26 protein-coding genes are annotated in these 24,384 nt (G+C 73.9%); 9 read left to right on the top strand and 17 right to left on the bottom strand.

Going from position 1 to position 24,384, the window contains the following annotated elements; genetic code table 11:
- Positions 1-123 precede the first annotated feature (123 nt).
- The 4 genes from ACIRS1_RS22170 to ACIRS1_RS22155 form a co-directional block, all read right to left on the bottom strand.
- Positions 124-1,395 carry a polyprenyl synthetase family protein gene (locus tag ACIRS1_RS22170; protein WP_402842468.1) on the bottom strand — a complete coding sequence of 424 codons (1,272 nt, stop codon included), beginning with the start codon at positions 1,393-1,395 and terminating at the stop codon, positions 124-126.
- A 181-nt stretch (positions 1,396-1,576) separates the two neighbouring features.
- Entirely contained in the window at positions 1,577-1,966 is a 390-nt protein-coding gene (locus ACIRS1_RS22165) for a universal stress protein (protein ID WP_402842465.1), read from the bottom strand.
- A gap of 395 nt (positions 1,967-2,361) precedes the next feature.
- Positions 2,362-3,435, bottom strand: coding sequence for a glycosyltransferase family 4 protein (locus ACIRS1_RS22160; protein ID WP_402842462.1), 1,074 nt, complete (start codon positions 3,433-3,435; stop codon positions 2,362-2,364).
- An 84-nt stretch (positions 3,436-3,519) separates the two neighbouring features.
- The gene (locus ACIRS1_RS22155; protein ID WP_402842459.1) at positions 3,520-5,205 is read right to left on the bottom strand and encodes an MAC/perforin domain-containing protein; all 1,686 of its coding nucleotides are present in this window, start codon (positions 5,203-5,205) and stop codon (positions 3,520-3,522) included.
- Between the two features lie 330 nt (positions 5,206-5,535).
- Here ACIRS1_RS22155 and ACIRS1_RS22150 point away from each other — a divergent pair, with 330 nt between their 5' ends.
- Positions 5,536-5,994 (top strand): hypothetical protein, encoded by a 459-nt coding sequence (locus ACIRS1_RS22150; protein ID WP_402842456.1) that lies wholly within the window; start codon positions 5,536-5,538, stop codon positions 5,992-5,994.
- Positions 5,995-6,029: 35 nt separating this feature from the next.
- On the opposite strand, the gene ACIRS1_RS22145 is transcribed toward ACIRS1_RS22150, so the two are convergent.
- From ACIRS1_RS22145 to ppsA, 5 genes are all read right to left on the bottom strand, one after another.
- Positions 6,030-7,070 (bottom strand): zinc-dependent alcohol dehydrogenase family protein, encoded by a 1,041-nt coding sequence (locus ACIRS1_RS22145; RefSeq protein ID WP_402842454.1) that lies wholly within the window; start codon positions 7,068-7,070, stop codon positions 6,030-6,032.
- Positions 7,071-7,144: 74 nt separating this feature from the next.
- Positions 7,145-7,423: a dsRBD fold-containing protein gene (locus ACIRS1_RS22140; protein ID WP_360221229.1), complete on the bottom strand. Its 279-nt coding sequence runs from the start codon at positions 7,421-7,423 to the stop codon at positions 7,145-7,147.
- Between the two features lie 57 nt (positions 7,424-7,480).
- Positions 7,481-8,005, bottom strand: a complete 525-nt coding sequence (locus ACIRS1_RS22135; protein WP_402842451.1) for a cyclic nucleotide-binding/CBS domain-containing protein — start codon at positions 8,003-8,005, stop codon at positions 7,481-7,483.
- Between the two features lie 259 nt (positions 8,006-8,264).
- Entirely contained in the window at positions 8,265-8,957 is a 693-nt protein-coding gene (locus ACIRS1_RS22130) for a helix-turn-helix domain-containing protein (RefSeq protein ID WP_402842449.1), read from the bottom strand.
- A 61-nt stretch (positions 8,958-9,018) separates the two neighbouring features.
- The gene (gene ppsA / locus ACIRS1_RS22125; RefSeq protein WP_402842446.1) at positions 9,019-11,382 is read right to left on the bottom strand and encodes a phosphoenolpyruvate synthase; all 2,364 of its coding nucleotides are present in this window, start codon (positions 11,380-11,382) and stop codon (positions 9,019-9,021) included.
- A 352-nt stretch (positions 11,383-11,734) separates the two neighbouring features.
- Between ppsA and ACIRS1_RS22120 the strand changes: the two genes are divergently transcribed.
- Entirely contained in the window at positions 11,735-12,103 is a 369-nt protein-coding gene (locus tag ACIRS1_RS22120; RefSeq protein WP_360221217.1) for a hypothetical protein, read from the top strand.
- 73 nt (positions 12,104-12,176) lie between these two features.
- Here the strand turns inward: ACIRS1_RS22120 and ACIRS1_RS22115 are convergent, their stop codons facing one another.
- From ACIRS1_RS22115 to ACIRS1_RS22095, 5 genes are all read right to left on the bottom strand, one after another.
- Positions 12,177-12,584, bottom strand: coding sequence for a hypothetical protein (locus ACIRS1_RS22115; RefSeq protein ID WP_402842442.1), 408 nt, complete (start codon positions 12,582-12,584; stop codon positions 12,177-12,179).
- Positions 12,585-12,758: 174 nt separating this feature from the next.
- Positions 12,759-13,250 carry a universal stress protein gene (locus ACIRS1_RS22110; RefSeq protein ID WP_360221211.1) on the bottom strand — a complete coding sequence of 164 codons (492 nt, stop codon included), beginning with the start codon at positions 13,248-13,250 and terminating at the stop codon, positions 12,759-12,761.
- Between the two features lie 161 nt (positions 13,251-13,411).
- Positions 13,412-13,945 (bottom strand): flavodoxin domain-containing protein, encoded by a 534-nt coding sequence (locus ACIRS1_RS22105; RefSeq protein ID WP_360221208.1) that lies wholly within the window; start codon positions 13,943-13,945, stop codon positions 13,412-13,414.
- A 90-nt stretch (positions 13,946-14,035) separates the two neighbouring features.
- Entirely contained in the window at positions 14,036-14,893 is an 858-nt protein-coding gene (locus ACIRS1_RS22100) for a universal stress protein (protein WP_402842439.1), read from the bottom strand.
- 91 nt (positions 14,894-14,984) lie between these two features.
- On the bottom strand, positions 14,985-15,863 hold the full coding sequence (locus tag ACIRS1_RS22095; RefSeq protein ID WP_402842437.1) for a universal stress protein: 879 nt from the start codon (positions 15,861-15,863) through the stop codon (positions 14,985-14,987).
- Between the two features lie 176 nt (positions 15,864-16,039).
- Between ACIRS1_RS22095 and ACIRS1_RS22090 the strand changes: the two genes are divergently transcribed.
- The 5 genes from ACIRS1_RS22090 to ACIRS1_RS22070 all read left to right on the top strand — a co-directional run bounded on the left by ACIRS1_RS22090 (position 16,040) and on the right by ACIRS1_RS22070 (position 19,373).
- The gene (locus ACIRS1_RS22090; RefSeq protein ID WP_402842434.1) at positions 16,040-16,990 is read left to right on the top strand and encodes a helix-turn-helix transcriptional regulator; all 951 of its coding nucleotides are present in this window, start codon (positions 16,040-16,042) and stop codon (positions 16,988-16,990) included.
- A 144-nt stretch (positions 16,991-17,134) separates the two neighbouring features.
- Positions 17,135-17,491: an STAS domain-containing protein gene (locus ACIRS1_RS22085; protein ID WP_402842432.1), complete on the top strand. Its 357-nt coding sequence runs from the start codon at positions 17,135-17,137 to the stop codon at positions 17,489-17,491.
- A 132-nt stretch (positions 17,492-17,623) separates the two neighbouring features.
- Positions 17,624-17,920 carry a WhiB family transcriptional regulator gene (locus ACIRS1_RS22080; protein ID WP_360221193.1) on the top strand — a complete coding sequence of 99 codons (297 nt, stop codon included), beginning with the start codon at positions 17,624-17,626 and terminating at the stop codon, positions 17,918-17,920.
- 109 nt (positions 17,921-18,029) lie between these two features.
- Positions 18,030-18,533 carry a metallophosphoesterase family protein gene (locus ACIRS1_RS22075; RefSeq protein ID WP_402842429.1) on the top strand — a complete coding sequence of 168 codons (504 nt, stop codon included), beginning with the start codon at positions 18,030-18,032 and terminating at the stop codon, positions 18,531-18,533.
- A gap of 102 nt (positions 18,534-18,635) precedes the next feature.
- Positions 18,636-19,373 carry a dienelactone hydrolase family protein gene (locus tag ACIRS1_RS22070; protein ID WP_402842426.1) on the top strand — a complete coding sequence of 246 codons (738 nt, stop codon included), beginning with the start codon at positions 18,636-18,638 and terminating at the stop codon, positions 19,371-19,373.
- Positions 19,374-19,471: 98 nt separating this feature from the next.
- Here ACIRS1_RS22070 and ACIRS1_RS22065 read toward each other — a convergent pair whose 3' ends face one another.
- The 3 genes from ACIRS1_RS22065 to ACIRS1_RS22055 form a co-directional block, all read right to left on the bottom strand.
- A complete protein-coding gene (locus tag ACIRS1_RS22065) occupies positions 19,472-20,467 on the bottom strand; it encodes a hypothetical protein (RefSeq protein WP_402842423.1) in 996 nt (331 codons plus the stop codon).
- A complete protein-coding gene (locus ACIRS1_RS22060) occupies positions 20,464-21,057 on the bottom strand; it encodes a SigE family RNA polymerase sigma factor (RefSeq protein WP_402842420.1) in 594 nt (197 codons plus the stop codon). The genes ACIRS1_RS22065 and ACIRS1_RS22060 overlap by 4 nt, the downstream gene beginning before the upstream one ends.
- Positions 21,058-21,273: 216 nt before the next feature.
- Complete coding sequence (locus ACIRS1_RS22055) at positions 21,274-22,185, bottom strand: oxidoreductase (RefSeq protein ID WP_402842417.1); 912 nt, start codon at positions 22,183-22,185, stop codon at positions 21,274-21,276.
- 248 nt (positions 22,186-22,433) lie between these two features.
- On the opposite strand from ACIRS1_RS22055, the gene ACIRS1_RS22050 reads away from it, so the two are divergent.
- The gene (locus ACIRS1_RS22050; protein WP_402842414.1) at positions 22,434-23,924 is read left to right on the top strand and encodes an APC family permease; all 1,491 of its coding nucleotides are present in this window, start codon (positions 22,434-22,436) and stop codon (positions 23,922-23,924) included.
- Entirely contained in the window at positions 23,921-24,358 is a 438-nt protein-coding gene (locus tag ACIRS1_RS22045) for a hypothetical protein (RefSeq protein ID WP_402842411.1), read from the top strand. Before ACIRS1_RS22050 ends, ACIRS1_RS22045 begins: the two co-directional genes overlap by 4 nt.
- Positions 24,359-24,384: the final 26 nt, after the last annotated feature.

Below are 24,384 nucleotides of genomic sequence, written 5' to 3'. Positions count from 1 at the left end.
CCGGACGCCTCCTGCCCGGCACCCACGCCGCGCCGGCCTGACGCCGGGCTCACCGACGCCGCGCCGGCCTGACGCCGGGCTCCGCGGCCCCCGGTCGGGTGGAGCGGTGCCCGGCGGCGGCGATCAGGGCCCGTCCGGCGGCCGCCCCTCGGAGCCGAGGCCGTCGAACACGGCCCGCCGGCCCGCCGTGCGGAGGCGGGTGGCGTCCACGGTGCGGGGGAGCAGCGGTTCGAGGGTGCGCCAGGCGTCGGTGTGCAGGCGGTCGGCGTGGTCCTCGCTCGCGGCGACGGCGCCGCAGTCGAGCAGGGCGGTGCGGGCCGCCCGGACATCGGCCTCGGTCGCGTCGCCGCCGCGGACGGCGGCCCACAGGGCCTCGGCCGTGGGGCGGGGGAGCAGCGTGACGGCGTGGGCGAGCGGCAGGGTGACCTTGCCGTTGCGCAGGTCCTCCGCCACCCGCTTCGTCGGGGTGCCGTTCCGGTCGGTGACGCCGCACAGGTCGGCCACGTCGTCGGTGATCTGGTAGGCGGTGCCGAGGGCCGTCCCCCACTGCAGCAGCGCCCGTTCCAGAGCCGGACCGGCGCCAGCGGTGAGCGCGGCGATCCGGCAGCAGGCGCCGACCAGGGCACCGGTCTTCAGCCGGTGGGTGGCCAGCACCAGTTCCAGCAGCGGGCGGTTGTCACCGGTGGCGACGGCCTGCTCCAGCTCGCGGCCGTGGCCCTGGATGTCGAGGGCCTGCCCGGCGTGGGCCGCCCGCAGCGCGGCGAGGACGACCTCGCATGTCCGCCCCCGCAGTTCGGGATCGTCGGGGGCGCAGAGGCCGATGGCGTGGTCGAAGGCGAAGTAGGCGCAGGTGCCCGCGGTCAGGGCGGCCGGCAGACCGTAGACCTCGTGCGCGGCGGGCCTCGCGCGGCGCGTCGTCGAGCCGTCCTGGACGTCGTCCACCACCAGGGAGCCGGTGTGGGCGAGTTCCAGCGCTGCCGCCAGTACGCCGAAGCGCTCGCCGTCACCGCCGAGCAGTTCGATGATCCGCGTCAGCAGTGCGGGGCGCCAGCGCTTCCCGCCGGCCTCGACCACGTGCCGGACGGGTGCGGCCAGGGCCCGGTGCAGGCGTCGGTCGAGGGCCTGTTCGGTCTCGGCGGACAGGTCGCCGGCGTGTCCGCCGGGCAGCCACACGTCCAGGCCGCCGGGCGCGGGAGGGTAGAGCCGGTCCAGGTGGCGTTCGACCCCGCGCTCGCGCTCGGGCTCGGACGGGGGCCGGGGCTCCGGGGAATGGGGTCGGGGGAGCAGCGGAGCGCCGCCCGGACGGGCGTTCACCGGGGCGGGACCGGGTTCACGGCTCGGGGCGCACGGTCCGGGCACGGGCGGCTCGGGGCCCTCGGCGAATGCCATAACCATGCGCACACCTTAGGGTCGGCCGCGGGGCGGGCCGCGGACGCGACGGCGGGGCGGCGCGGCGTCCGGGCAGAGGTGTTCGCGGTTGCTCTCGTCCGGTGGCGAACCTCCCTTCTCCGAAGGATGGTTGACCGTGCGCAGGGCGGGCGGCGGACGTGTTCCCGCCACCGCTTCCACGGACGGTCTAGACAGTCGGGGAATCCTCGGGCTCGCCGCGCACGACGACGACCGGACAGTGCGCGTGGTGGACGCAGTGCTGGCTGACCGAGCCGAGGAGGGCTTCGGTGAAGCCGCCGTGCCCGCGGTTGCCGACGACGAGCAACTGCGCGTCGGCGGCGGCGGTGAGGAGGGCGGTGGCGGGATGGGCCTGGACGACGTGCTGCCGGACCTCGACCTCCGGTGCTTCGATCCCGGCCTGAGCCACGGAATCGGCCAGGGCTTGCCGGGCGTTGGCTTCGAAGTCGAAGGTCTGGAGGACGGGCGAGGGCCAACCGTACCCGACCGGGTACTGCCACGCGATCACCGCGTCCACCGAGGCGTCGGTGAGCCGGGCCTGTCGGACAGCCCACGCCAACGCCGCTCTGGCTGACGGGGAACCGTCCACTCCTACGACGATGCGAAACGCTCGACCTGCTTCCTCACTCATCGGACAACTCCACGGGATTCGGCTCCCCTCCTCGGCGATCGGGGGGAGCATCGGTGGGTCTCGGGCCGCCCGGGTAGGCCTGGCAGCCCTCGTCCCCGGTGTCGGCCCGCGAGCCGTCGAAGGCCACCCCGCCGCCCGGGGATCACGAGGAGACGGGAACCAGGCCGCCCGAGATCCGGGGACACGGCGACATGCGGCTCTCCTATTGGTACCGCATGGCCGTTGATTCGGAGGGCAAGGACACCGCGGCGCGGCCGGACGTGGTACGGACCGAGGTGGGCACGGGCGCTCGTGAGGGGACGTGCCTGCCGCGGCCGGGCACGTCACCCGGGTTCGGCGAGCAGGCCCTTCCACCGTTCCGCGATGGACGCCCAGGTGGAGGATGGGGAGGTCGCGGTCCGCCGGGCGGCATGTGTCGAACGGTCCCGGAACGCGGCGTCGGTGAGCACCGCGACGAGAGCGGCCGCGTGGTCGGCGGCAGTCGAGAGCCCGTAGCCGTCCACGGCGCCCGCCGCACAGCGCACGAAGGTGGCGGATCCGCCCCAGATCTCACGGAGCGCCGGGTGGTCGGGCATGATCTGCGCGGCGCCGGTCGCGGCGTGTTCCAGCGATACGAGGCCCCAGCCCTCGGCCGACGAGGTGTTCAGCCCGACCTCCGCGCTGTTGTAGTAGAGGTTGAGGGTGGCGTCGTCGGCCGGTGGGCGGTCGGGGACGACGAGGCGGTCGCCGAGGCCCAGCGCACGCGCTAGATCATGCTGACCGGCGCCGTGGGTGAGGACGAGTCGGGCTTCCGGGACGCGGGTGAACGCCGCGGCACAGGCTCGTAGCGTCACGTCGAGACGTTTGCGGGGCGTGTCGCGGTTGGCGTTGAGGATCAAGGGGCCGTCGTCGGGCAGGCCGAGCAGTTGCCGTGCACGGGAAGTCCGCCCCGGAGACGTGCCGGCCTCATCACCCCCGGGCGACCCCAAGGGGCCGAAGACGTTCGGGTCGACGCCGTGCGGGAGAACGCTGAGGCGCGGGCGGTGGGCCCGGGGAGGATGTCGCCGAAGGCGCTCGGTGATCCAGCGGTGAGCGGTCCGCGTGTAGCAGACCAGGTCGTCCGCCAGGGCGAGACCGTCCACTGTCTCGTCGCAGACCGCCTCGTGTTCGAGTGGAAGGTACAGCACGATCCGGGTCCGCGGGCACTGCTCGCGTATCAGCCGACCATGGTGCCCCAGTACCGCGGCGTCGTGACAGGCGAGAACGACGTCAGGATCCTGCCGGCGCAGGACGTCCGGCAGCTCCACCGTTCCGAAGGGGTCGCTGATGCGTTCCGGCGCGAGGCACCGGACTCCGGGGAGTTCCAGCCGGGTGCGCGTGTTGATGTGGAAGTAGGACGTCTCGAAGGTGTCGGCCAACAGGGGGGCCAGGGTGCGCAGGACCCGGGCGTACCCGGACGTCCGCGCGCCCTGGCCTACGAGCAGCAGTCGCACGGTGCGGCCTCAGCCCAGTGCCGGTGAGTAGATGCCGTGCAGCGCTTCCCGGTAGAGGTACACGTCGGCCTGACTGGCGACCGGCTGAGACCAGTCCCGGCGCACGACCTCGACCGCGTCATCGCGTTCGCCGCCGAAGACTCCGACGAACGTGAAGACACAGGGGTGTTCCATCCAACTGACGGAATTGCCGCTCTGGCTGCCCGGATCGCAGGTGTCGATCCAGTGGTCGAGGACCTTCCCGGAGCCCGCCGTCCGCAGTTGACGGACGGCGTCGTCGGTCGGAGGCATGTTGCTGCTCCATCCGTAGGTCACCAGCAGGACGACGTCGCCGGCCTTCTGGTGCGCCTTGATGTCCGTGGCAACCTGCTTCCAGAGGTCGACGTAGGCGTCGAACCACACCCGTTCCCTGCGGAGGGAGTAGTAGCGGTCCAGCCGAATCCCGTCGGCGGCCAGGGGGTCCGAGCCGGACAGCACGACCAGTTGTACGCCGGCAGGCGAGTCCGGGGGTGCGTCGGGTTCCACGGCGGTCCCGTTGACCACGACGACCGGCGGTCGGGGCCGGGACCGGTCCACGTCCGGCCAGTGCAGCTCGCGGGACCAGCTCCCGATGCGCGCGCTGGGACGCATGACGCGGGAGTAGCCCTGCCAGGCGTCCTGGACCGCCTGGGCGCGGTCGGGGTCGTCCACCAGCTCCCAGATGCCGGCGAGCTTGAAGTCGAAGAGGGCGGGCTGGACCGCCAGGCTCTCGGTCCACTGGCTCACCAGTTCGGCGCTCTCCTTGCCTCCGGTCCAGGGATCGAGGCCCCCGAGCTTGCTGATCAGTACCTGGTCACCCCCCATGCACTGGATGCTCGCCACGGACTCCTGGCGATACGCCTTCCACGTGGCGGACGCCTCCATGGCGGCGTCCACGCTGCCGGTCGCCACCTTGTTGAAATGCGCGCTCAGCGCCGCTTTCAGCGTGATCGAGGTGAGGTGCTCCGACTTCGCGACCTGATTGCAGAGGGTCAGCCTGCCGCCCAGGGTCGCGGATCGGACGTAGAAGGGGCCGTAGCGGGCGAAGAAGGTGTAGAAGGTCGACCTGGTGGCCTCGGTGAAACCCGCCGGGAGCTTCTCCACGTCCCGGACGAAGTCATCACTGAGCGCGGCTTTCGCAGCATCGGGATTGGTCTCCAGAAGGGCCATTCGAAGGGCCTGCCTCCAGTAGCAGTAGTAGCTCTCCGTCGATGATTTTCTGGAGAAATCGAAGTCTGCCTTCACTTCCCCGGAGAACGCACCGTAAGACGCACTCAGGCCGGCGTGTGCGGAGATCTGCTCCTGAATGTCCTCGCGGTCCTCGCCGACGATTTTGAGAATCTCGCTGTCGTGGCTTTCCACACCCTCGACGTAATCGGGAACCTGATATTCGTTGCCGTTGAGGACGACGGTGTGCGTCTGCGCCTTGGCGGGATTCGCCAGCGGTCGCGTCAGGCTGTAGGCATCGTACGTGCCATACACGTTGAAGCCCTGGCCGATCGCCTTTGCCTGTGACAGGGTGCCGGCAGTCGACAGTGCGGATATCTGGATATCGCTGATTCCTGAGGTCTCTTCCATGATCTTCTCCTCGGTGTCGCGAGTGGCCGCCCGCCGCGTACGCGGCGGAGTCCGGGCAAGCCAAGCAGGGCCTTTCCATCGCGACTTGATCGAGCCCATGCGGATAGTTTCAGATTAGTTCGACCACGGTCTTACGCTATTTGGGCTACTCCATTCGAATGACGTCTCGGCGATGTTTCCGAGGCGTGTTCGACCGTCGATCCAGGCGTCGATCCAGGCCGTCCGGCCGATGTCGCCGGTCGGGATCTCGGGATTTCCCGCCAGCCGTGCTCCCGGTCATTCCGTCCGGCGTGGGACGGCCGGCTCTGCTGCACTGGCCGCGCTCCGGCCGGCGGGCGAGCATGGCGGTTGCGAGGGCGGCCGGTGCGGTACCCGACCTGCGCCGGCCGCCCGGACCGAACCGAAGGAATCGACCGCAAGGAGAGCGGAATGGCCGGCCACTTCATCCTCAACAACATCCTGAGGAGCGATCTCGACGACGCCCAGACGCACAGCGCGACCTGGGGGAATATCCAGCACGCCGAGGTGGGCTGGACCGAGCAGAGCCGGAAGGTCCTGGTTCGGGCGCTCAACAGTCAGTCGATCCCCGGCGATCCCGAACCGCACAACCGCGCGGGCCTGCCGCCCCACCGCTACCTGCAATGGGACAAGACGAATGGAGACCCCGACGCGATCGCGCGGTGGCTGAGTGGCCTCAGGGCGGACTGGGTCGACAAGATGAAGCTGCTCCGGCCGACCGGTGACGGGCTGGGACTGACCGGCCTCTGCAGCGACGCGCAGGCGGCGTGGGCGGCCGGGAAGATCAACGGGGCCATCAGCGCGCAGTTCGCCCAGGGCCACTCGCTCATCCTTGAGATCTACCACCTGGGCGGCAAGGAGATGGCGTGACGCGGTGGGCCCCGCGCCGCTGTGCAGCGGCTTCGCTACGCCGTGACGAGCACGGCGACCCCCGTGACCCGGTCCGCGGCAAGGTCCGCGAGGGCGGCGTCCGCCCGCTGCAGCGGGTAGCGGGTCACCCGGACGACCGGGCGGGTCCGGGCAGCCTCCGCCAGGAAGGCCGAGCCGTCGGCACGGGTGTTGGCGGTGACGCTGCGCAGCGTGCGTTCCTGGAACAGGTGCCTCTGGTAGTTCATCGCCGGGATGTCGCTGAGGTGGATGCCGGCGACGGAGAGCGTGCCGCCACGGTCCAGCGCGGCCAGAGCGACCGGCACGAGTTCGCCGACCGGGGCGAACAGGATGGCGGCGTCCAGCGGTTCCGGGGGCGGATCGTACGAGTCGCCGGCGAATTCGGCGCCCAGTTCCAGGGCCAGGCGTCGCGCTGGTGCGGCACGGGTGAACACCGCCACCCGTGCGCCCCGGGCGAGGGCGAGTTGGGCGGTCAGGTGTGCGGACGCCCCGAAACCGTAGACGCCCAGCAGGCCGCCGGCGGGGAGCTCGGCCCGTTCGAGGGCCCGGTAGCCGATGATCCCGGCACACAACAGCGGGGCCAGCTCCTCGGCCGGCGGGCCCTCGGGCAGACGGTAGGCGAATCGTGCGGCAGCGGTCAGGTGGCCGGCGTAGCCCCCGTGCCGGTCCCAGCCGGTGTAGCGCGAGTCCGGGCAGAGGTTCTCCCGGCCACTGCGGCAGTAGGGGCAGGAGCCACAGGTCCGGGCGAGCCAGGCGACGCCGGCCCGGCTCCCGACGGTGAACCCGTCGACCGCGGTGCCGACCGCGCGAACGACCCCGACCACCTCGTGGCCGGGAGTGCACCCCGCGATCCTGGGGGCGAGGTCCCCCTCCGCGAGGTGCAGGTCGGTGCGGCACACCCCGCAGGCCTCCACCTCGACGAGGATCTCGTCCGGCCCGGGAGGGGAGAGCGGACGCCGCTCCCACCGCAGTGGCCCGGGCCGCGCCACGCCCACCGGGCCCGGGCGGGCCACCACCCAGGCCCCGGTGTCGGTGGGGACTGCTTCTGACGTGCTCATCGCGGCCTCCCGCGCGAACCTGCCGGACATCCCGACGCCGCTCCGGCTCCGACGCCGGTCTGCGGCGCGGTGCCTCAGCCGGCCGCCGTACGGTCGTTGGCGGCGGAGTCGGCGAGGCCGGCCCGGAGGAGCTGGTGACCGAGGTCGATCAGCGCGCGGGCGGCGGCGAACTCGTCGCCGATCTCCGGCACGGGCGGGTCGTGAGGGCTGCGCCGGGAGGCGGTACGGGCCTCGAGGACGTTCTCACCGGTGTTCAGCACGGCGTGCACCTTCGTGGCGTCGCCCTCCTCGAAGAGGTCGATTCGCAGGGTCCACTGTTTGGTGCGCACCGGCACCGTGGCGTTGGCGGTCATGTCCGAACCTCCTGGGTCGGGTGGTCCCGGGCCGGCCCCGGGACCGGCGGATGGTGATCAACTGCCCCGTGCGGCCTCGACCGTGCCGTCCACGTCCTGGTCGACGAGGTGATGACCGGCTGGCGGGCGGTGACGGGCCCTGGTGGTCGGACGGTCCACCCCCGTGCCGGCCGGTCGGACGGCGTACTCCCGCAGCGTGCTGTGCGAGAACGGCGTCACCAGGTCGAAGAGCCGCTCGACGATGTCGCGCAACAGGTCGTCGACGGTCAGGACGCCGACGGGGCGGCCGTCCTGGACGACGGGGAGGCGACGGACGAACGTGCGGCGGAACGTCCGGTAGACGGTGTCGAGGTCGTCCGTGGTGTTCACGGTGATCACCGGTGTGGTCAGCAGCTCGGCCACCGGCCGTCCGAGGTGCTTGCCGTGGGCCAGCCCGCGGACCGCGAGGTCGCGGTCCGTCACGATGCCCTGTAGTCGGCCACTGTCGGTGACGAGGACGCAGTCGACGCCCTCCTCCTCCATCCGCAGGGCCACCTCGAACGCCGTCGCCGTGACGTCGGCCGTGACGGGGGGTCCGGTCATCAGGTCCGAGGCTTTCATGGCGGGTAGTCCTCTCCGGCGCCGTGCAGCGGGACTCGTCACCGCGGGCAGGCGCTTCCAGCGCGTCGTTGACCGTGCGGTGGACGGCCACCCCTCCGCCCGTCCAGGCCCGGCCGGTTGCACCGGGCCTCTGCTTCCAGGGGACCGCCGGGTGCACCCGAACGGGCAGGGCCGTTCGGCCCGCCACTGGGCCCCGTCGGGCCGGGCGATCGGCTGGGGCGGACAGCGGTCAGGTGCACTGCTACTCCACCGAGCCGGCGGGCGACGGGCCGCCGGGGCGGATGATCCGGCCGGTGATCACGGTGGGCTTGATGCGCATCCAGACGTCCCGCCTTCCGCCGGCCCAGGGATCGGGGTCGGCGTGCTGCCGGAACCACTGGGCGGCGTCCTGGTCGGAGACGACCGAGAGGGTGCCGTTGAGCAGTACGCTCCAGCCGGTGGCGAACGCCTCGTCCAGCCGGTCGACCTCGAAGGCGACCTCATCGCCCGCGGCTCCGGCGAGGGCGCCGCCGGCCGCGGTGCGGCAGACGACGGTCGCGTCCAGCACGCGGTAGTTGACCGGCAGTGCCGCCAGGCCGCCTGGTGCCCTCAACACGACCCGGCCGACGCCGCCGGGAACGAGCTTCGCCCAGCAGGCGGCGCGGTCCAGCTCCTCCACCTGCACGCGGGCGTTGGCCGGGGCCGCGCCGGCCGGTACGCCGCGGCCGCCGCCCAGCAGGTCGGTGACCGTGGTGTCGAGCGCGTCGGCGAGCCGTGTGAGGGTGCCGACACCGACCGGGACCGGGTTCGTCTCCAGATGCTCCAGGAAGCCCGGGTCCAGCCGGGCCCGGTCCGCCATCTGCTTCCGGGTCAGCCCGAGTTCGGTGCGGCGGTGGGCGACCCGGCGTGAGAGGTCGCCTGGGTCGACCGGCCGGTTCTCGTGGGTGCTCCTCATGACGACCTCCGTGGTCGGGCCCCCCCGGGGGGACAGTTCGGACGGGCGCCGGCACGGGTGATCAGGCCGCCGCCTCGGCGGCGGCCACGGCGCGTTTGACAGCGGCGAAGCTGTCCGGGGTGACGGAGATGGAGTCGACACCGGCCTGCACCAGGAAGCGGGTGAAGTCCGGGTCGTTGCTCGGGCGTTGGCCGCAGAGGCCGACGTGGCGGCCGGCCGCGTGGGCGGTGGCGACCAGGGACTCGATGCTGCGGGTGACGGCCGGGTCACGTTCGTCGAAGAGGTGTGCGAGCCGGGCGGAGTCGCGGTCGACGCCGAGGGTGAGCTGGGTGAGGTCGTTGCTGCCGATCGAGAAGCCGTCGAAGCGTTCGGCGAACTGGCCGGCGAGCAGGATGTTGGCCGGGATCTCGGCCATGACGTACACCCGCAGACCGTTCGCGCCGCGCGTGAGACCGTTGTCGGCCATCACCGCGAGGACCTGGTCGGCCTCCTGAGGGGTGCGGCAGAACGGGATCATCACCACGATGTTGGTCAGTCCTCGCTCGTCCCGAGCCTGGCGCAGGGCCCGGCACTCCAGGGCGAACCCCTCCCGGTAGCCGGGGTCGTAGTAGCGGCTCGCGCCACGCCAGCCGATCATCGGGTTGGCCTCGACCGGTTCGAAGGGCGTGCCGCCGACCAGCCGGGCGTACTCGTTCGTCTTGAAGTCGCTGGTGCGCACCACGACGGGGTCCGGCCAGCGGGAGGCGGCGATCCGGGCGACGCCGTGAGCCAGGCGGTCGACGAAGTACTCGGTCCGGTCGGGGTAGCCGTAGGTCAGCTCGTCGACCAGCCGGCGGTCCTCGGCCGAGAGCCGCTCGGGGTGCACCAGGGCCATCGGGTGGACGCGCGCCTGGTGGGCGACCACGAACTCGGTGCGGGCGAGCCCGACGCCGTCCGCGGGCAGCCGCCACCACCGGAAGGCCGCGCCGGGATCCGCCAGGTTGAGCATGACCTTGGTCCGGGTGGCCGGGAGCGAGCCGAGGTCGGTCTCGGTCGCCTCGAAGGGGACCGAACCGCCGTAGACGTGGCCGTCGGCGCCCTCCGCGCAGGAGACCGTCACCACCTGTCCGTCGGCGAGGACGGCGGTGGCCGATCCGGTGCCGACGACGGCCGGCACGCCCAGTTCGCGGCTGACGATCGCCGCGTGCGAGGTGCGCCCGCCGTGGTCGGTGACGATGGCGGAGGCCCGCTTCATCAGCGGCTCCCAGTCCGGGTCGGTGATCTCCGTGACCAGGACGGCGCCCTGCGGGAAGCGTTCCAGACCGACCGGTTCGGCCAGCGCGCACACCGGCCCGGCACCGATCGCCTCGCCGACGGCGATGCCGTCCACCAGCCGCTCACCCGTCCCGGTCAGCCGGAACCGGCGCAGCACCCCACCGCCGCTGCGGGACTGCACCGTCTCCGGCCGGGCCTGGACGAGGTACAGCTCACCGCTGATGCCGTCCTTCGCCCACTCCAGGTCCATCGGGCAGCCGTAGTGTTCCTCGACCGCCACCGCCCACTCGGCCAGTGTGCGGATGTCGCCGAGCCCGAGCACCCGGCGCGCCTGCTCATCGGCGTCGGTGTCGACGGTCCGGGTCGAACCCCGGTCGTCGTACACCGCCTTGCAGCGCTTGGCGCCGAGCCGGACGTTCAGCACCGGGTCGAGGCGGTGATCCTTGAGCAGCGGTTTGAACACGGTGTACTCGTCCGGGTCCACCTGGCCGCTGACCACCGTCTCGCCCAGCCCCCACGCGGCGCTGACGACCACCACCCCCGGGAATCCGCTCTCGGTGTCGAGGGTGAAGATCACGCCCGCGCCCGCGAGGTCGGAGCGCACCATCGACTGGATGCCGACCGACAGCGCCAGGGACAGGTGGTCGAAGCCCATCCGCTCGCGGTAATCGATGGCCCGGTCGGTGAAGAGCGAGGCGTAGCAGCGTCGGCAGGCCTCCAGGAGGGCGGTGGCGCCCCGGACGTTCAGGAAGGTCTCCTGCTGGCCCGCGAAGCTCGCCTCGGGCAGATCCTCCGCCGTCGCGCTGCTGCGCACGGCGACGTCCGGGTCCTGCCTCCCGGTCTCGTGGGAGAGCCGCCCGTACGCCTCCACCACCTCGTGCTCGAGCGCGGGCGGAAGGGGCGCGGCCAGGACGGCGGACCGGATGGCGGCGCCGACCTCGGACAGAGGGGTTCCGCCGTGCAGCCGGTCGACCTGGACGGCGATCAGCTCCCGCAGGCCTCCGGTCGTGACCAGTTCGCGGTAGGCGTCGGCAGTGGTGGCGAAGCCGTCCGGCACCCGGACCCCTGCGGGGCCCAGCGCGGTGATCAGTTCGCCCAGCGAGGCATTCTTCCCGCCGACCAGGCCGACGTCCTCGCGGCGCAGGTCGTGGAAGCGGATGACACGGCGCATGGCTGCCTCCGGGCGCGCTCACAGGGTGCTGCTCGGCACGGGACACGCCGAGCGCTCCGTCCCTGCCACTGTCCCTCCGGGCGGCCCGGGTTGCGCAGGGGCGTTCGCCCTGCGGTAGGGGCCCGCTCGGCCGCCGGCCGTGGGCCGTTCGGCCCACCTCGACGGCGGCGGACGACGAGCCGCGACCGGTCGGGCACCTCCCCGGGAGAGGGGATCAGCAGGGCCGGTGGCCCGGCGACGGCGCGCGGACTCCTCCAGCGGTGGCCGGTCGTGGGCGCCCGGCGCCTGTGGGGTGGCGGCTGCCCGGGGATGTCCGTGCGGGCGGGTTCCCGGGGGCACTATCCTCAGGCCCATGTCGAACCCTGATCAGCTGCTCGTCGACATCGCCACGATGGTGGAGTCCGAGCGCAGCAACCAGATGCCGCTGACCGTCGTCGTCCCGGGTGCCGTCATCACCGGCCGGCTTGCTCCGGAGAGCCTGTGGCACGAGCGGGTCGCCGAAGTACTCGCCGCCTCGGACTTCCTGAAGCCCTTCGCGGCCCTGTTCACGGCGCCCGCCACCGGCGACGGCGCCGCAGCCCGGCCGACCCACCTGCACCTGCACGTCGCCCGCATCCTGCAAGGAAGTTACGGTCTGCCGCACACCGGGGGCATGTACCGCATCGCCATCGCCGACATCAGCAGTTGGACGGTGGGAGACCTCAGCTACTCCGACCAGTGAGACCCCGCCCGGGCCGGCGCCGCGCCGGTCCGGGCGGTACCAGCCCACCCGGGTCGGACCGGGGGCGGTCCGGTCAGGGCCGGGCGGTGGCGTCCGGCGGACTGTCCGGCCACACCTCGAAGGCCTGCGCGATCCCCGTCGGCGGTCCGGCGCGGAAGCGGGCGCGGATCAGCGCCGCCACCTTGACCACGGCGTCGGCCCTGCCGCCGAGCTCCACCCGCACCGGCTCGGCCCCGGCACCCGCGCGCGCGACCGGTGGCGCGGCCTCCTCGGCCGGCGTCGACGTGTCCACCTGCCAGCGGGTGCGGACGACCTGGTCGGCGGGCGAGACGTAGTCCCCCGCGGTGCCGAGACCGGGGACGACGATCAGCCGGAACGACCGCCCCACCGTGTCGGCGACCACGTTCGCCCCGGCCGTCCCGCCGGAGATCGACATGTGCACGATGGCGCTCGGCTCCCGTGTGGCACTGGCACCGGTCATGGCTCTCCTCCGAGGTCGGGTCGTCCTTCCCCAGGGTCTGCCCGGGCCGGTGCTCCCGCATCTCCTCGGCACGCGGGTGGCGGACCGGTTCGGCGGTGGCGGGGTGGTGGCACGAGGGTGGCGCCGCGGCGGTGCGGCGGCGGCCTCGGTGTCGGCGCGGTGGCGGGCCCCGCCTCACCCCGACGCGGCTCCCGGCCCGGGCGGCACGACGACCACGGGGATGTGGGCGTGGTGGACGATCTCGGTGCTGGTCGAGCCGAGTGACAGCCGCCCCCAGAGGCCGGCGCCGCGGGACCCCACCACGAGCAGCCCGGCGTCCCGGCTCTCGTCCAGCAGGACCTGCGCGGGCCGGCCGCGCTCGCAGCGCACCTCGATCTCCACGTACGGCTCGCCGACCTGCTGCCGCAGGCGCTCGACCGAGTCCGTCACGTCGCGGGCGACCGCGTCCTGCACGTGCGGCGCGGGCTCGCCGCCCGATCCCCAGCCCGTCACGGCCCGGCCCCCGGGCTCAGAGTGTCCGCCGCCGTAGGCGCAGACGGCCCGCACGCCGACCCCGCGCAGCTGCGCCTCGCGGAGGGCGAACAGCACGGCCCGGTGGGCGGGCTCCGACCCGTCGGTACCGACGACGACCGGACCGGCGGGACCTGACGCGGGAGTGGTGTTCACGGCGACCTCCAGGACGGACGGGTGCCCTACGGCGGTCCGGTGGCGCCCGGCGGGTTCCGGGGCCGGTCCGCTGACTTTCATGATCCTCCGAGGAACGCGCCGCGGCACGTCCGCCGTCGTCCGGACCGCCCGTGGGATCCCCGCCCGGGGCACCGGGCGGGTCAGACCAGGCCGGCGCCCCAGGCGCGGGCGCGCTCGCGTTCGCCGGCGCGCAGCGGACCGTCGTTGCCGTCGACGATGAAGCCCTCGGGTGCGACGACCAGGTCGTAGTGGTGGTGGGAGAGCCGGCGCGCGATGCCCTCGGCGGCTCCGCCGGCGCGGGGCATGTCGACCCGGGTGTCGAAGGCGGCGGCGTGGGTGCCGGATCCGGTCCGCGGCAGGTCGTGGAGCCAGTGACGCAGCCCTGGGCCCTCCGCGGTCTCCCGGGCCTCGGCGGCGGCCGCGTCGGCACCCGGTTTGTGGCTCTCCGCGGCCGCGGCCATCCGGCGGCTGATCCCGGACGACATCCCGTGCATGTGGGTCGGTCCGCCGACCACCAGGAGGTCGGCCGTCCGGGTCGTCCCGTGCCCGGCCTCCGTCAGCGGGAGGCACTGGACGGACGCCGTGGGATCGGCCTGGTGGACGCCCTCGGCGACGGCCTCGGCGATCTCGCGCGTGTTGCCGTACATGCTCTCGTACACGATCACGGTGTGCATGGTGTCCACCTTTCGTCACCTCCAGGCTCGCGCGGAGGGCGCCGGCCGGCCGGGGCCGTTCGGCCCGCGTCGGAGGGCCGGACGGCTCCGTCACCGGTGCGGGACGATCGCGACCGGGCAGTGGACGTGGTGGATCGCGGCGCGGGCCACCGGGCCGAGGTGGGCGCCGAGCGGCCGGTGCCGGATCCGGTGGCCGAGGACCACCAGCCGGGCCGCGGCCGCGGCGGCCACGAGTTCGATCGTGGCCGTGCCGCGGACCAGGTCGGCCGTCACGTCCAGGTCGGGGAAGCGCTCCCGCCAGGGCCGGAGGGCCTCGGCGAGGCCGGTGCGCTCGGCCGCCGAGAGGTCGTCCTCCAGGCCGCCGATGGCGTCGAAGGCCATGTACTCGCTGCCCGCCGGCGGCGACCACACGTGCAGCACCCGCACCGGTGCGCGGCGCAGGGCCGCGGCCGAGAAGGCGAAGGCGAGCATCTCGTCGGCCGGGTGTTCCAGGTCGAGGCCCGCCAGCACGGGGCCGCCCGTCGCCCCCCGGCCGTCCTCCTCGGCCCGGACCAGCACCACCGGGCGGGTGGTACGACCCAGCACCTCCCGGCCCACCGAACCGACCAGGAAGCCGTGCACCGTGCCGAGCCCGCGCGAGCCCAGCACCAGCAGGGCGGCGTCCCGGGCGGCGGTCTCCAGCGCCTCGGCGGGCTCGGTGCGGACCTCGCGGCAGATGACGTCGACGCCGACGGCCACGGTGCGGAGCTCCGCGGCCCGGGCGGCGAGCTGCTCCCGGCTCCGGGCGTGCACCTCGTCGGAGCCGACGACGTCCCGCACGGGCCACGGCCACGCCTGGAGGAGTTCGAGGGGGCACCCGCGCAGCCGTGCCTCGCGCGCGGCCCACGCGGAGGCGGCGCGGCTCTCGGGCGAGCCGTCGTACCCGACGACGACGGGACCAGCGTTCATCAGGACCTCCCGGGGACCGGGTCGAGGGGTCGGGCGCATCCGGACGGACCGCCCGGGCGCCCCATCGGAGGCTTCGCGCGTGACGCCGGGCTCAATCGGGCGCGGCCGGCACCGTCACGACCGGGCAGTGCGCACGGTGCAGCAGGCCGTGCGGGACGGAGCCGAGCCGCATCCCGGTGAAACCGCCGTGGCCGCGGCGGCCGACGACGACGGCGAGGGCGTGTTCGGAGGCGTGCGCCAGCTCCTCCACCGGGTGCCCGCGCACCAGCTCGTGGGTCGTCCCGAGATCGGGGTGGCGCGCCCGGTGGCCCGCCGTGGTCTCGAAGAGCATCCTGCGCAGCGCCTGTTCGGCCGCGCTCTCGTCGAGGTGCGCGACCGGCGGGCGCTGCCAGACCCACAGGACGCGCAGCGCGGCGCCCCGTTCGACGGCGAGCTCGACGGCGAAGTCGACGGCGGTGGTCGAGGACGGGCTTCCGTCCACGCCCACCACGACGTAGGGCGGGTCCTGGGTGGTGTGCTCGGGGGCGCGGACGACGACGACGGGGCAGTGGGCCTGGGCGCTCACCGGGACGGCCACCGAGAACGTGCTGAGCATCTCCGCGGCGCGGCCGAGCCTTCGGGAGCCGAGCACGACCAGCGCGGCGTGACGGGACTCCCGGCACAGCGCGGGGGCCGGTACGTCCTCGGCCACGAAGCCGGTCACGCCGAGTCCGGGGTGCCGCTCCCGCACCGCGGCGGTGGCCCGCTCGAGCGCCTGCTCGGCGCGTTCGAGCACGTCCTTGCGGAAGTGCCCGTCGTCGGAGACCCGGGCCTCGCGGTACAGGGCCGGGACGGCGTGGACCAGACGCAGGGGCAGGCCCCGGCGGTCGGCCTCGTCGGCGGCCCAGTGCGCGGTCATCGGGCCGGTGTCGTCCGCGTCCACACCGAGGACGACGGGCCGGCGCGGGCCGGCGGAGCTCGCGGTGGTCATGGAAACCTCCTGGGGCCGGTGTAGGGGGCCCGGTTCTCACGCTAGGGCGGCCCGCCGATCCGCGCGAGGGCCGACCGGCCCGGGCCGGACGGGTGCGCAGGCCGGCGGGCGGGGCGTACCGTCGGACCGGGCGAGGCCCGCCGACCGGCCGGCCCGTCGACACCGGGGAGAGGTGGATGGAGACGCTCGTCTTCGACAGCACGAGTCTCGACGAGACCGAGGCGTTCCTGTCCTCGGCGTACACCCCGATGAGGATCGCCGGGCGGCCCGAGCACTCGGGCGCGCGGATCACCCGCCAGGCCGCCGGGGGCCTCCTGGTGGACCGGCTCGCCTTCGACTACACGATGGGCTACGACGCGCAGAGCCTCGGCCGGGTCTGCCTGGTCACCGTGCACTCCGGCGGATTCGCGGACACCACCGGCGGCCGGGAGGAGCGGTTCGGCCCGGGGGAGACGTTCCTGGTCGCCCCGCACGACCGCCCCTACCGCGGCGAGGTCCGCGGGGCCCGCTACACCCTGACCATGTTCGACCCGGCCCTGCTGACCGACGTCGCGGGCACCGGTGCCCGCTCCCGCGGGCCGGTGGAGCTGACCGGTCAACGCCCCGTCGACGCGGCGGCCAACGTGCGGCTCGGCGCCGCCGTCGCCTATCTGCGCGACCACGTCATGGCCGCCGCCGAGCCCGGGGTGGACCCGCTGGTCGCGGCCACCGCGGCCCGCCACATCGCCGCCGTCACCCTGGCCACCATGCCCAACACCACCCGGGGCGACGCACCGGAGGCGGTCGACCGCCGGGACGCCACCAGCGCCACCTTGCGCCGGGCCATGGCCTTCATCGACGCCAACGCCCACCGGGACATCGGCCTCGCCGACATCGCCGCGTCCGTCCCCGTCACCCCGCGCGCCGTGCAGTACGCCTTCGCCCGCCACGCCGGCACCACCCCGCTGGCCTACCTCAAGCGGGCCCGCCTCGCCGGGGCCCACCGGGAGCTGTGCGCGGGGGACCGGCACACCGCCACCGTCACCGGGATCGCCCAGCGCTGGGGCTTCGCCCACCCCGGCCGCTTCGCCGAGGCGTACCGCCGCCAGTACGGGGCCTCGCCCTCCACGACCCTCGGCGGCTCCTGAGCCGCCGGGGCCGCCGCCCGTACGTTTCGCTCCGGAGTCCACCCGGGGGCCGGTACTTCGCTCAGGGGGGCAGCGCGGGGGACGAAACAGGGACCAGCATCGAAGCACGGCCCACGGGCATTCCTGGAGGAAGGACGTCCGACCATGGAGACGGGCCTGCACACGGACCGGCGGCCGGCGCCCGCCGGCACCTGCGTCCTCGCCCTGACGGGGGAGGCCGACATGGACACCGCGCCCGTCCTGGCCCGGGCCCTGACCGCGGCCCTGGCCGGCACGCCCCGGCCCGACGTCCTGGTCGTGGACTGCGCGCGCCTGACCTTCTGCGCCTCCGCCGGTCTCAACGAGCTCCTCCGGGCCCGCCGGGCGGCCGAGGCGGCCGGCGTCGCGTTCCGCCTCGCCGCGCCCGGCCCGCAGGTCGTCCGGCTGCTGGACATCACCGGGACGGACGCCGTCTTCGAGATCGACCCCGGGCCGGTAGCGTCCGTCGCCGTCGCCCCGTAGCGCCGGGTGGGCGGGCGGCGGCGGGCGGCGTCGCGGACCGTGATCCGGTGCGGGAGGCATGAATTCCGCGAACCGGGTGAGAAGAGCGGCGCACCGATCTTCGAGTGACGCCGACGCAGAAGGACCGTGGCCATGGACGAGACCTCCCGCTTCCCCGCCCCCGTCGAGCACGCCCGGACGTGGAGCTCGCGCGCCGCCTGCCGTGCCGACGACGGTGAGGTCTTCCTCCGGCCGGTCAACGAGCCCGGACCGGAGGCGAGGGAACGGGAGGACGCGGCGAAGGAGGTCTGCGGCGGTTGCCGGGTGCGGGTGGAGTGCCGCCGCCACGCCCTGTCGACCCGCGAGCCGTACGGCGTCTGGGGCGGACTCACCGAGCGCGAGCGGTCCACGCTGCTGGCCCGCCCCCTGGCCGGGCGGGGCGCGGCCTGACCCCGCAGGCCCGTCGCCCGGTTGCCCGGCCGCCGTCGCCGGGCCCGGCCTTCCGGGAGGAGAATCGGCCCGATCCCCACCTGCCGGAGACCACCCGCCGGAGACCGCCGTGCGCCTGCTGCTGACCTCGGACACCCATCTGCCCACCCGGGTGCGTCACCTGCCCGCGGCCCTGCTCGACGACCTCGCCGAGGCGGACGTGGTGTTCCATGCCGGGGACTGGGTCGACACCGCGACGCTCGACCTGTTCGAGGCCCGTTCCGCCCGGCTGGTCGCGGTGTACGGCAACAACGACGGCCGGGCGCTGCGCGAACGCCTGCCCGAGGTCGCGCGGGTCGAACTGCAGGGCCTGCGGTTCGCCGTCGTGCACGAGACCGGGCCCGCGAAGGGGCGCGAACAGCGCTGCGAGGCCCGCTTCCCCGGCACGGACGTCCTGGTCTTCGGCCACAGTCACATCCCGTGGGACACCAGCGCCCCGGGCGGCCTGCGGCTGCTCAACCCCGGATCCCCCACCGACCGCCGCCGCCAGCCGGTGGCGACCTACCTCACCGCCCGCCTCGACGACGGCTGCCTCACCGAGGTCGACCTCCACCGCCTCCCGCGCCCGGCCTGACCCCGGCCCGGCGGCCCGCGGGCCCCGGTACGAGGACGCGGGCCCGGGGACAGGCGCTAGCATCTGCGCCGGATCCATCCGCACGAGATCACGGGGGAATTGATGACCGATCAGATCGGTGACTGGCAGGAGATCGGGGCGCCGGGCGGGATCGAGGCGTACGTGCACCGCCCGGCGGGGGAGCCGCGTGGAGCGGTGGTGGTCTGCTCGGAGCTGTACGGGGTGAACGGCTACCTGCGCGGGATCTGCGCCGAGCTGGCGGCGCTCGGGTACGTCGCGGTGGCGCCCGACTTCTACTGGCGCAACGCCCGGCGCACCGAGCTGGGCTACAGCGCGCAGGAGCGCGAGGAGGGTCTCGTGCTGATGCGGGCGCTGGACCGGGACGAGCTGGTGGCGGACTCCGCGGTGGCCCTGGCCGCGGCCCGCGGGCTCGCGGGCGGGCGCGGGGTCGCGTTCGTGGGGACGAGCATGGGCGGTCACATCGCCGTCCGGGCGGCCACCGAGCTGCGCTTCGAACTGGCCGCCGTGTTCTACCCGGGCTGGATGCTCACCGCGGGCTTCCCCCTGGTCGGCCCCGTGCCGCCGCTGGAGACCGCCGGGCGCATCGCCGCCAACGGCGTGTTCCTGCTGGGCTTCAACGGCGACCGGGACCACATCCTGCCGCTGGAGGAGTGGAAGGCCGTCGAGGAGCGGCTGACGGCGGCCGGGGTCGCCCACCGGCTGGTCACCTACCCGGGCGCCGGCCACGGCTTCGCCGCCGACCGCCCGGCCGACCACGACGCGGCCGCCACCGCGGACGCCTGGCGCCGCGTCCACGAGGCGCTCGCCGAGCACCTGTAGGCCGTCCGCCACGGCCCCCGCGGCGACCCGTGACGGGGGTCGCGGCGTGGGCCGTGGCGTGGCCCCGTCCGCGGTGGGGGCCCCGCCGGGTGCCGCGCTCAGAGCACCTTGTCGTACCCCTTGTCGTCGTCGGAGTCGTAGACCAGCTCTCCGGAGCCGTCGTAGCCCTTGATGTGCGGGGTGCGGGTCACCGCCCGGTCGAGGACGCCGGTGGCGGCGAACCAGCCGTGGTCGAGCGCCGCGTCCACGGCCGGCCCGTCGCCGTAGGAGACGGTCACCCGGGTGACGGAGGGGACGAAGGTGCCGATGCTGCCCCAGCGGTACGGCAGCTTCCAGGCGTGGCCGTCGAGCATGGCCTGCCGGTACAGCTTGCCGCCGTTGACGTCCGGGTTCACCAGGCCGTCCGGGCCGCCGGCGCGCGGGTCGGCGGGGCCGGACTGCAGGCCGGCGGTCTTGCCGTCGGTCTGGTGGCAGATGATCCGGGTGGGGTGCGCGCCCTGGCTGACGGCGGCGACGGAGATGCCGTCCCCGGGGGAGTTGTCGTCCCCGGTGCTCCGGACGGCGAGCAGGATGCGGTAGTCGGCGATGGACCCGTAGTCCTGGGCCGGCAGGGTCTTCTGCGCGCCCGGGGTGCCCTGGGCGCCGGTCGGTGCCTGGGTCTGCCACCTGTCCTGCATCTGCCGGTCGTACTCCAGGCACTGCCCGAGCGCGGTGGCGGCCTGCTCGAAGGTGATGCCGTCGGTCAGCTGGGTGGCCGACGCCGGGGGCCGGGGTGCGGCCGCGTCGCCGGGCGCCGCGGCGGGCGGGGCGGACACCGCAGTGGGCGAGGCGGCGGCCGAGAGGGCCGTGCCGCCCGCGGCCGGGGCCACCTCCGCGGCCGGGCGGGCGTCCTCCTGCCCGCGGACGGCGAGGACGCCGGCGCCCGACAGCACGGTCACGGCCACCAGCCCGGCGGAGAGGGCGGTGGTGCGGCGCCGGCGGGCCGCGCGGCCCTGCCGCCGGATGGCCTCGTAGGGCGGCTCGCCGGGCGTGCGGTCCAGGACGGTGGTGACGAGCTGCTCGCGCAGCTCCGCCTCGAATTCCCGTTCGGTCATCGTCTTCCTCCAGGAGCAGCGGTGATCAGAGCGTCGAGCCCGGGCGTCGTCCGGCCCGGAACGGAGTCGTCGCGCGGGGTGCCCGGGCCGGCGGGCGCGGCGGCCAGGCCCGGGTGCGCCCGTAGTTTGGCCAGCCCCTTGGCGGCCTGGCTCTTGACGGTGCCGAGCGAGCAGCCCATCGCCTGGGCGACCTCCGCCTCGGTGCGGTCGTCCCAGTAGCGCAGCACCACCACGGCCCGCTGCCGGGTCGGCAGCGTGGCCAGGGCGTCCATCAGGGTCCGCCGCTGGTCGATCCGGGCGGCCGCGTCGCCGGGCACGGCGACCTCGGGCGGCGCGTCGGTGAGCCGTTCGGCGACCCGGCGCTTGCGGAACCGGTCGCTGTTGCAGGTCACCAGCACCCGCCGGACGTAGGCGTCCGGGTTGTCCGCCCGGCTGACCCGCCGCCAGGACCGGTAGGCCTTGGCCAGCGCGGTCTGGGTCAGGTCCTCGGCGTGATGCCAGTCGCCGGTGAGCAGATAGGCGGTCCGTACCAGGTGCGCCCACCTGGTACGGGTGAAGGCCTGGAACTCGGCCTCTTCTTCTGTGTGCATCAGCACCCCCTCAGCCCACCAGACCACGCCCTCGCCGCGCGGGGTTGCCCGGGGTGCGGCGATTTCCCCGTGGGTTCGGAGGAGTCGCCGGAAGGATGCGGCGCCCGTGGAGCTGGTCGGCACGCACAGCGGGGCGCACCGCCGACGGCGGTGCGCCCCGCGTTTCCCGTGCCCTGTGGGGGCTGGCCCTTCAGCGGAACCGGGCCCCGGTGGGTGTCAGGCGTCGAAGTCGGTGCCGCGGCCGGTGGCCTCCCACTCCCGGAGCTCCTTGACGGCGGCGTCGTGGTGGTCGAGGAGCGCGTCGACGGCGTCGTTGCCGAGGGCGAGGCGCAGCGGGGTGCGCTCGGCGTCCAGGGCGGCAAGGATGGCGGCGGCGGCCTTGACCGGGTCGCCGGGCTGCTTGCCGTCGGCCGCGGGCAGGCCGGTCCGGACGGGGCCGACGACCGAGTCGTAGGCGGCGATCGGGGTGGTGTGCGCCAGGGCGCCCTGGCCGGCGAAGGAGGTGCGGAAGGCGCCGGGCTCGACGATCAGGACCTTGACGCCGAACTGCGCGACCTCCTGGGCGAGTGCCTCCGAGTACCCCTCCAGGGCGAACTTGGTGGCGGAGTAGGCGCCGACGCCGGGGAAGCTGAGGCGGCCGCCCATGCTGCTCATCTGGACGACGGCGCCGGTACCCCGGGCGCGCATGTGCGGCAGGACGGCGCCGGTGAGTGCGGCGGGGCCGAAGAAGTGCAGCTCCATCAGGTCGCGCAGCTCGCGCTCGGTGTACTCCTCGACGGCGCCGACCAGGCCGCGCCCCGCGTTGTTCACCAGGACGTCGATGCGCCCGTACCGGAGCAGGGTGTCGGCGACCACGGCCGTGATCCGGGCGGGGTCGGTGACGTCCAGCCGGACGGGGAGCACCCGGTCGGGGTGGGCGGCGACCAGGTCGTCCAGGGTCTCGGGGCGGCGGGCGGCCGCCACCACGGTGTCGCCGGCGGCCAGTGCGGCCTCGGCGAGGGCCTGGCCGAAGCCGGAGTTGGCGCCGGTGATCAGCCAGACCCGGCCGTTCGTGGCGGCCGGGTCGGCGCTCTGCTCGGCGGTCTGCTCGGAGCTCCGGTCGGCGTTCTGGCCGGTGGTGCCGGTCATCGTGGTTCTCCCCGTACGTCGTTGCGGTGATCGGTAGTTGACGACCTCTTTTATGCCAGGAAGGAGCGGTTCCCGTCCACGAGATCGCGTCGGTCGATCGATGACGGCGCCTGATGATCACCGGATGGAGACGCGACCGCCCCCGCCGCCGCACCTAACGGCCCAAGCCGAGGTGCGGCACGCGCGCCCGGCCAGCAGGCTCGGAGACGGGCGCGCAGGGCGTCAGGAGCCGATCGAGGAGGCGTCCGTTGAGCAGCGTCGACACCCCGGGTGGATCCGCCGGCCGGGCCGGCGGCACCAGGACGGCCGGCGCCGTCAGGGCCGGAACCGGGGCGCACAAGATCACCTGGCTGACCCTGGCCCTGATGACGACCAGCTCGGTCGCGAGCCTGCGCGCGGCACCGACCATGGCCGTGTACGGCCTCGCCTGCGTCTTCCTCTACCTGCTGCCCGCCGTGGTGTTCCTGCTGCCGACCGCCCTGGTGTCGGCGGAGCTGGCCTCCGGCTGGAACGGCGGGGTCTACAACTGGGTGGCGCAGGGCCTCTCGAAGCCGCTGGGCTTCCTGGCCGTGTGGTGCCAGTTCGCCATGACGATCTTCTACTACCCCAGCCTGCTCGCCTACGTCGCGAGCACCATCGCCTACGTGATCAACCCGAGCCTGGCCAGCAGCGGCGTCTACACCGCGATCGTCATCGTGGTGGTGTACTGGACCGGGGTCTGGGTCTCCTCGCGCGGCACCAACGCCGTTGCGGGGCTGGCCTCCTGGGGGCTGGTCATCGGCACCCTGGTCCCCGGGACGCTGCTGGTGGTGCTGGGAATGGTCTTCCTCGGGCAGGGCAACCCCTCCGCCGCACCGATGGACGGATCGCACTTCTTCCCGCAGTGGACGGGCGTGGCCAGCCTGGTGCTGATCGTCAACAACTTCCTCAGCTACTCCGGCATGGAGATGAACGCCGTCCACGTCAACAAGCTGCGGAACCCGGCCCAGGAGTTCCCCAAGTCGATGTTCCTGGCCATGGGCATGGTGCTGCTGATCTTCATCCTGCCGGCCCTGGCGATCAGCTGGGTGATCCCCTCCGACCAGCTCAGCCTGACCGCCGGCGTCATGCAGGCCTTCGACGCCTTCTTCCAGTACTTCCACATCGGCTGGCTGGTGCCGATCGTCGCGGTCGGGCTGTGCGCCGCCTCCGTCGGCGGCATGCTCACCTGGCTGGCCGGGCCCTCCAAGGGGCTGCTGCTGATCTCGCGGCAGGAGGGCTACCTGCCGCCGTTCCTGCAGCGGCTCAACGCCCGGGGGGTCCAGCAGAACATCCTGGTCACCCAGGGCGTCGTCACCACCGCGATCGCCCTGCTGTACGCGCTGATCCCGAACGTCTCCAGCGTCTACTGGATCTTCTCGGTGATCACCACCCAGGTCTACCTGATCATGTACCTCCTGATGTTCCTGGCCGCGATCCAGCTGCGCCGCAAGCAGCCCGACCACCCGCGCGGCTACCGGGCACCGCTGCTCACCACGCTGTGCGTGGTCGGGTTCGTCGCCTCGGCGCTGGCCATGGTGATCGGCTTCGTGCCGTCCTCGCAGTTCGGCGGCGGCAGCGTCTGGTCCTACATCGGGATCGTCGCCGGCGGCCTGCTGCTGCTCGGCGTGGTGATCCCGTTCTCGTTCCTGAAGGCTCGCAAGCCGAGCTGGCGCCAACCCGACGCCGGCACCGGCGTGGGCGAGGAGGGAGTGGCATGAGCCCGACCCGGATGGCGTCCGAGCACCGCTGGATCTACATCGGCTCCATCGTGGTGCTCGTCGGCCTCGTGGTCGCCGGACTGCTGACCTACACCCAGCAGCGGGCCACCAACGAGGCCCACCGCAAGGCGAACCAGCTGAGCGACGCCCTGGTCGCCGACGGGTACCCCGCGCTCGACACCGGCAACACCGCCCTCGTGCTCGGGACCGACGGCGGCCCCGTCTGCACGGACCCCAACTCGGCCCTGAAGCAGGGCCTGTGGCGCGTCCACCTGGCCAACGGCGCCGGCGGCCCCGGCATGCGGCCGGTCGTCGCCGACGGCCGGGTCCTGCAGGCGGGCGCCGAGGTGATCAAGGTGTACTGCCCGGACAAGCTGGCGGGCTACCAGGAGCAGATCGACGCGCTCAAGACCTCGGACGTCATCAACGACTGAACCGGCCGCCGGGGCGGGGCACCGCC

The sequence above is a fragment of the Kitasatospora sp. NPDC101176 genome (assembly GCF_044768035.1).
Lineage (GTDB): Bacteria > Actinomycetota > Actinomycetes > Streptomycetales > Streptomycetaceae > Kitasatospora.
This window is presented reverse-complemented; position numbering and strand designations above follow the sequence as displayed.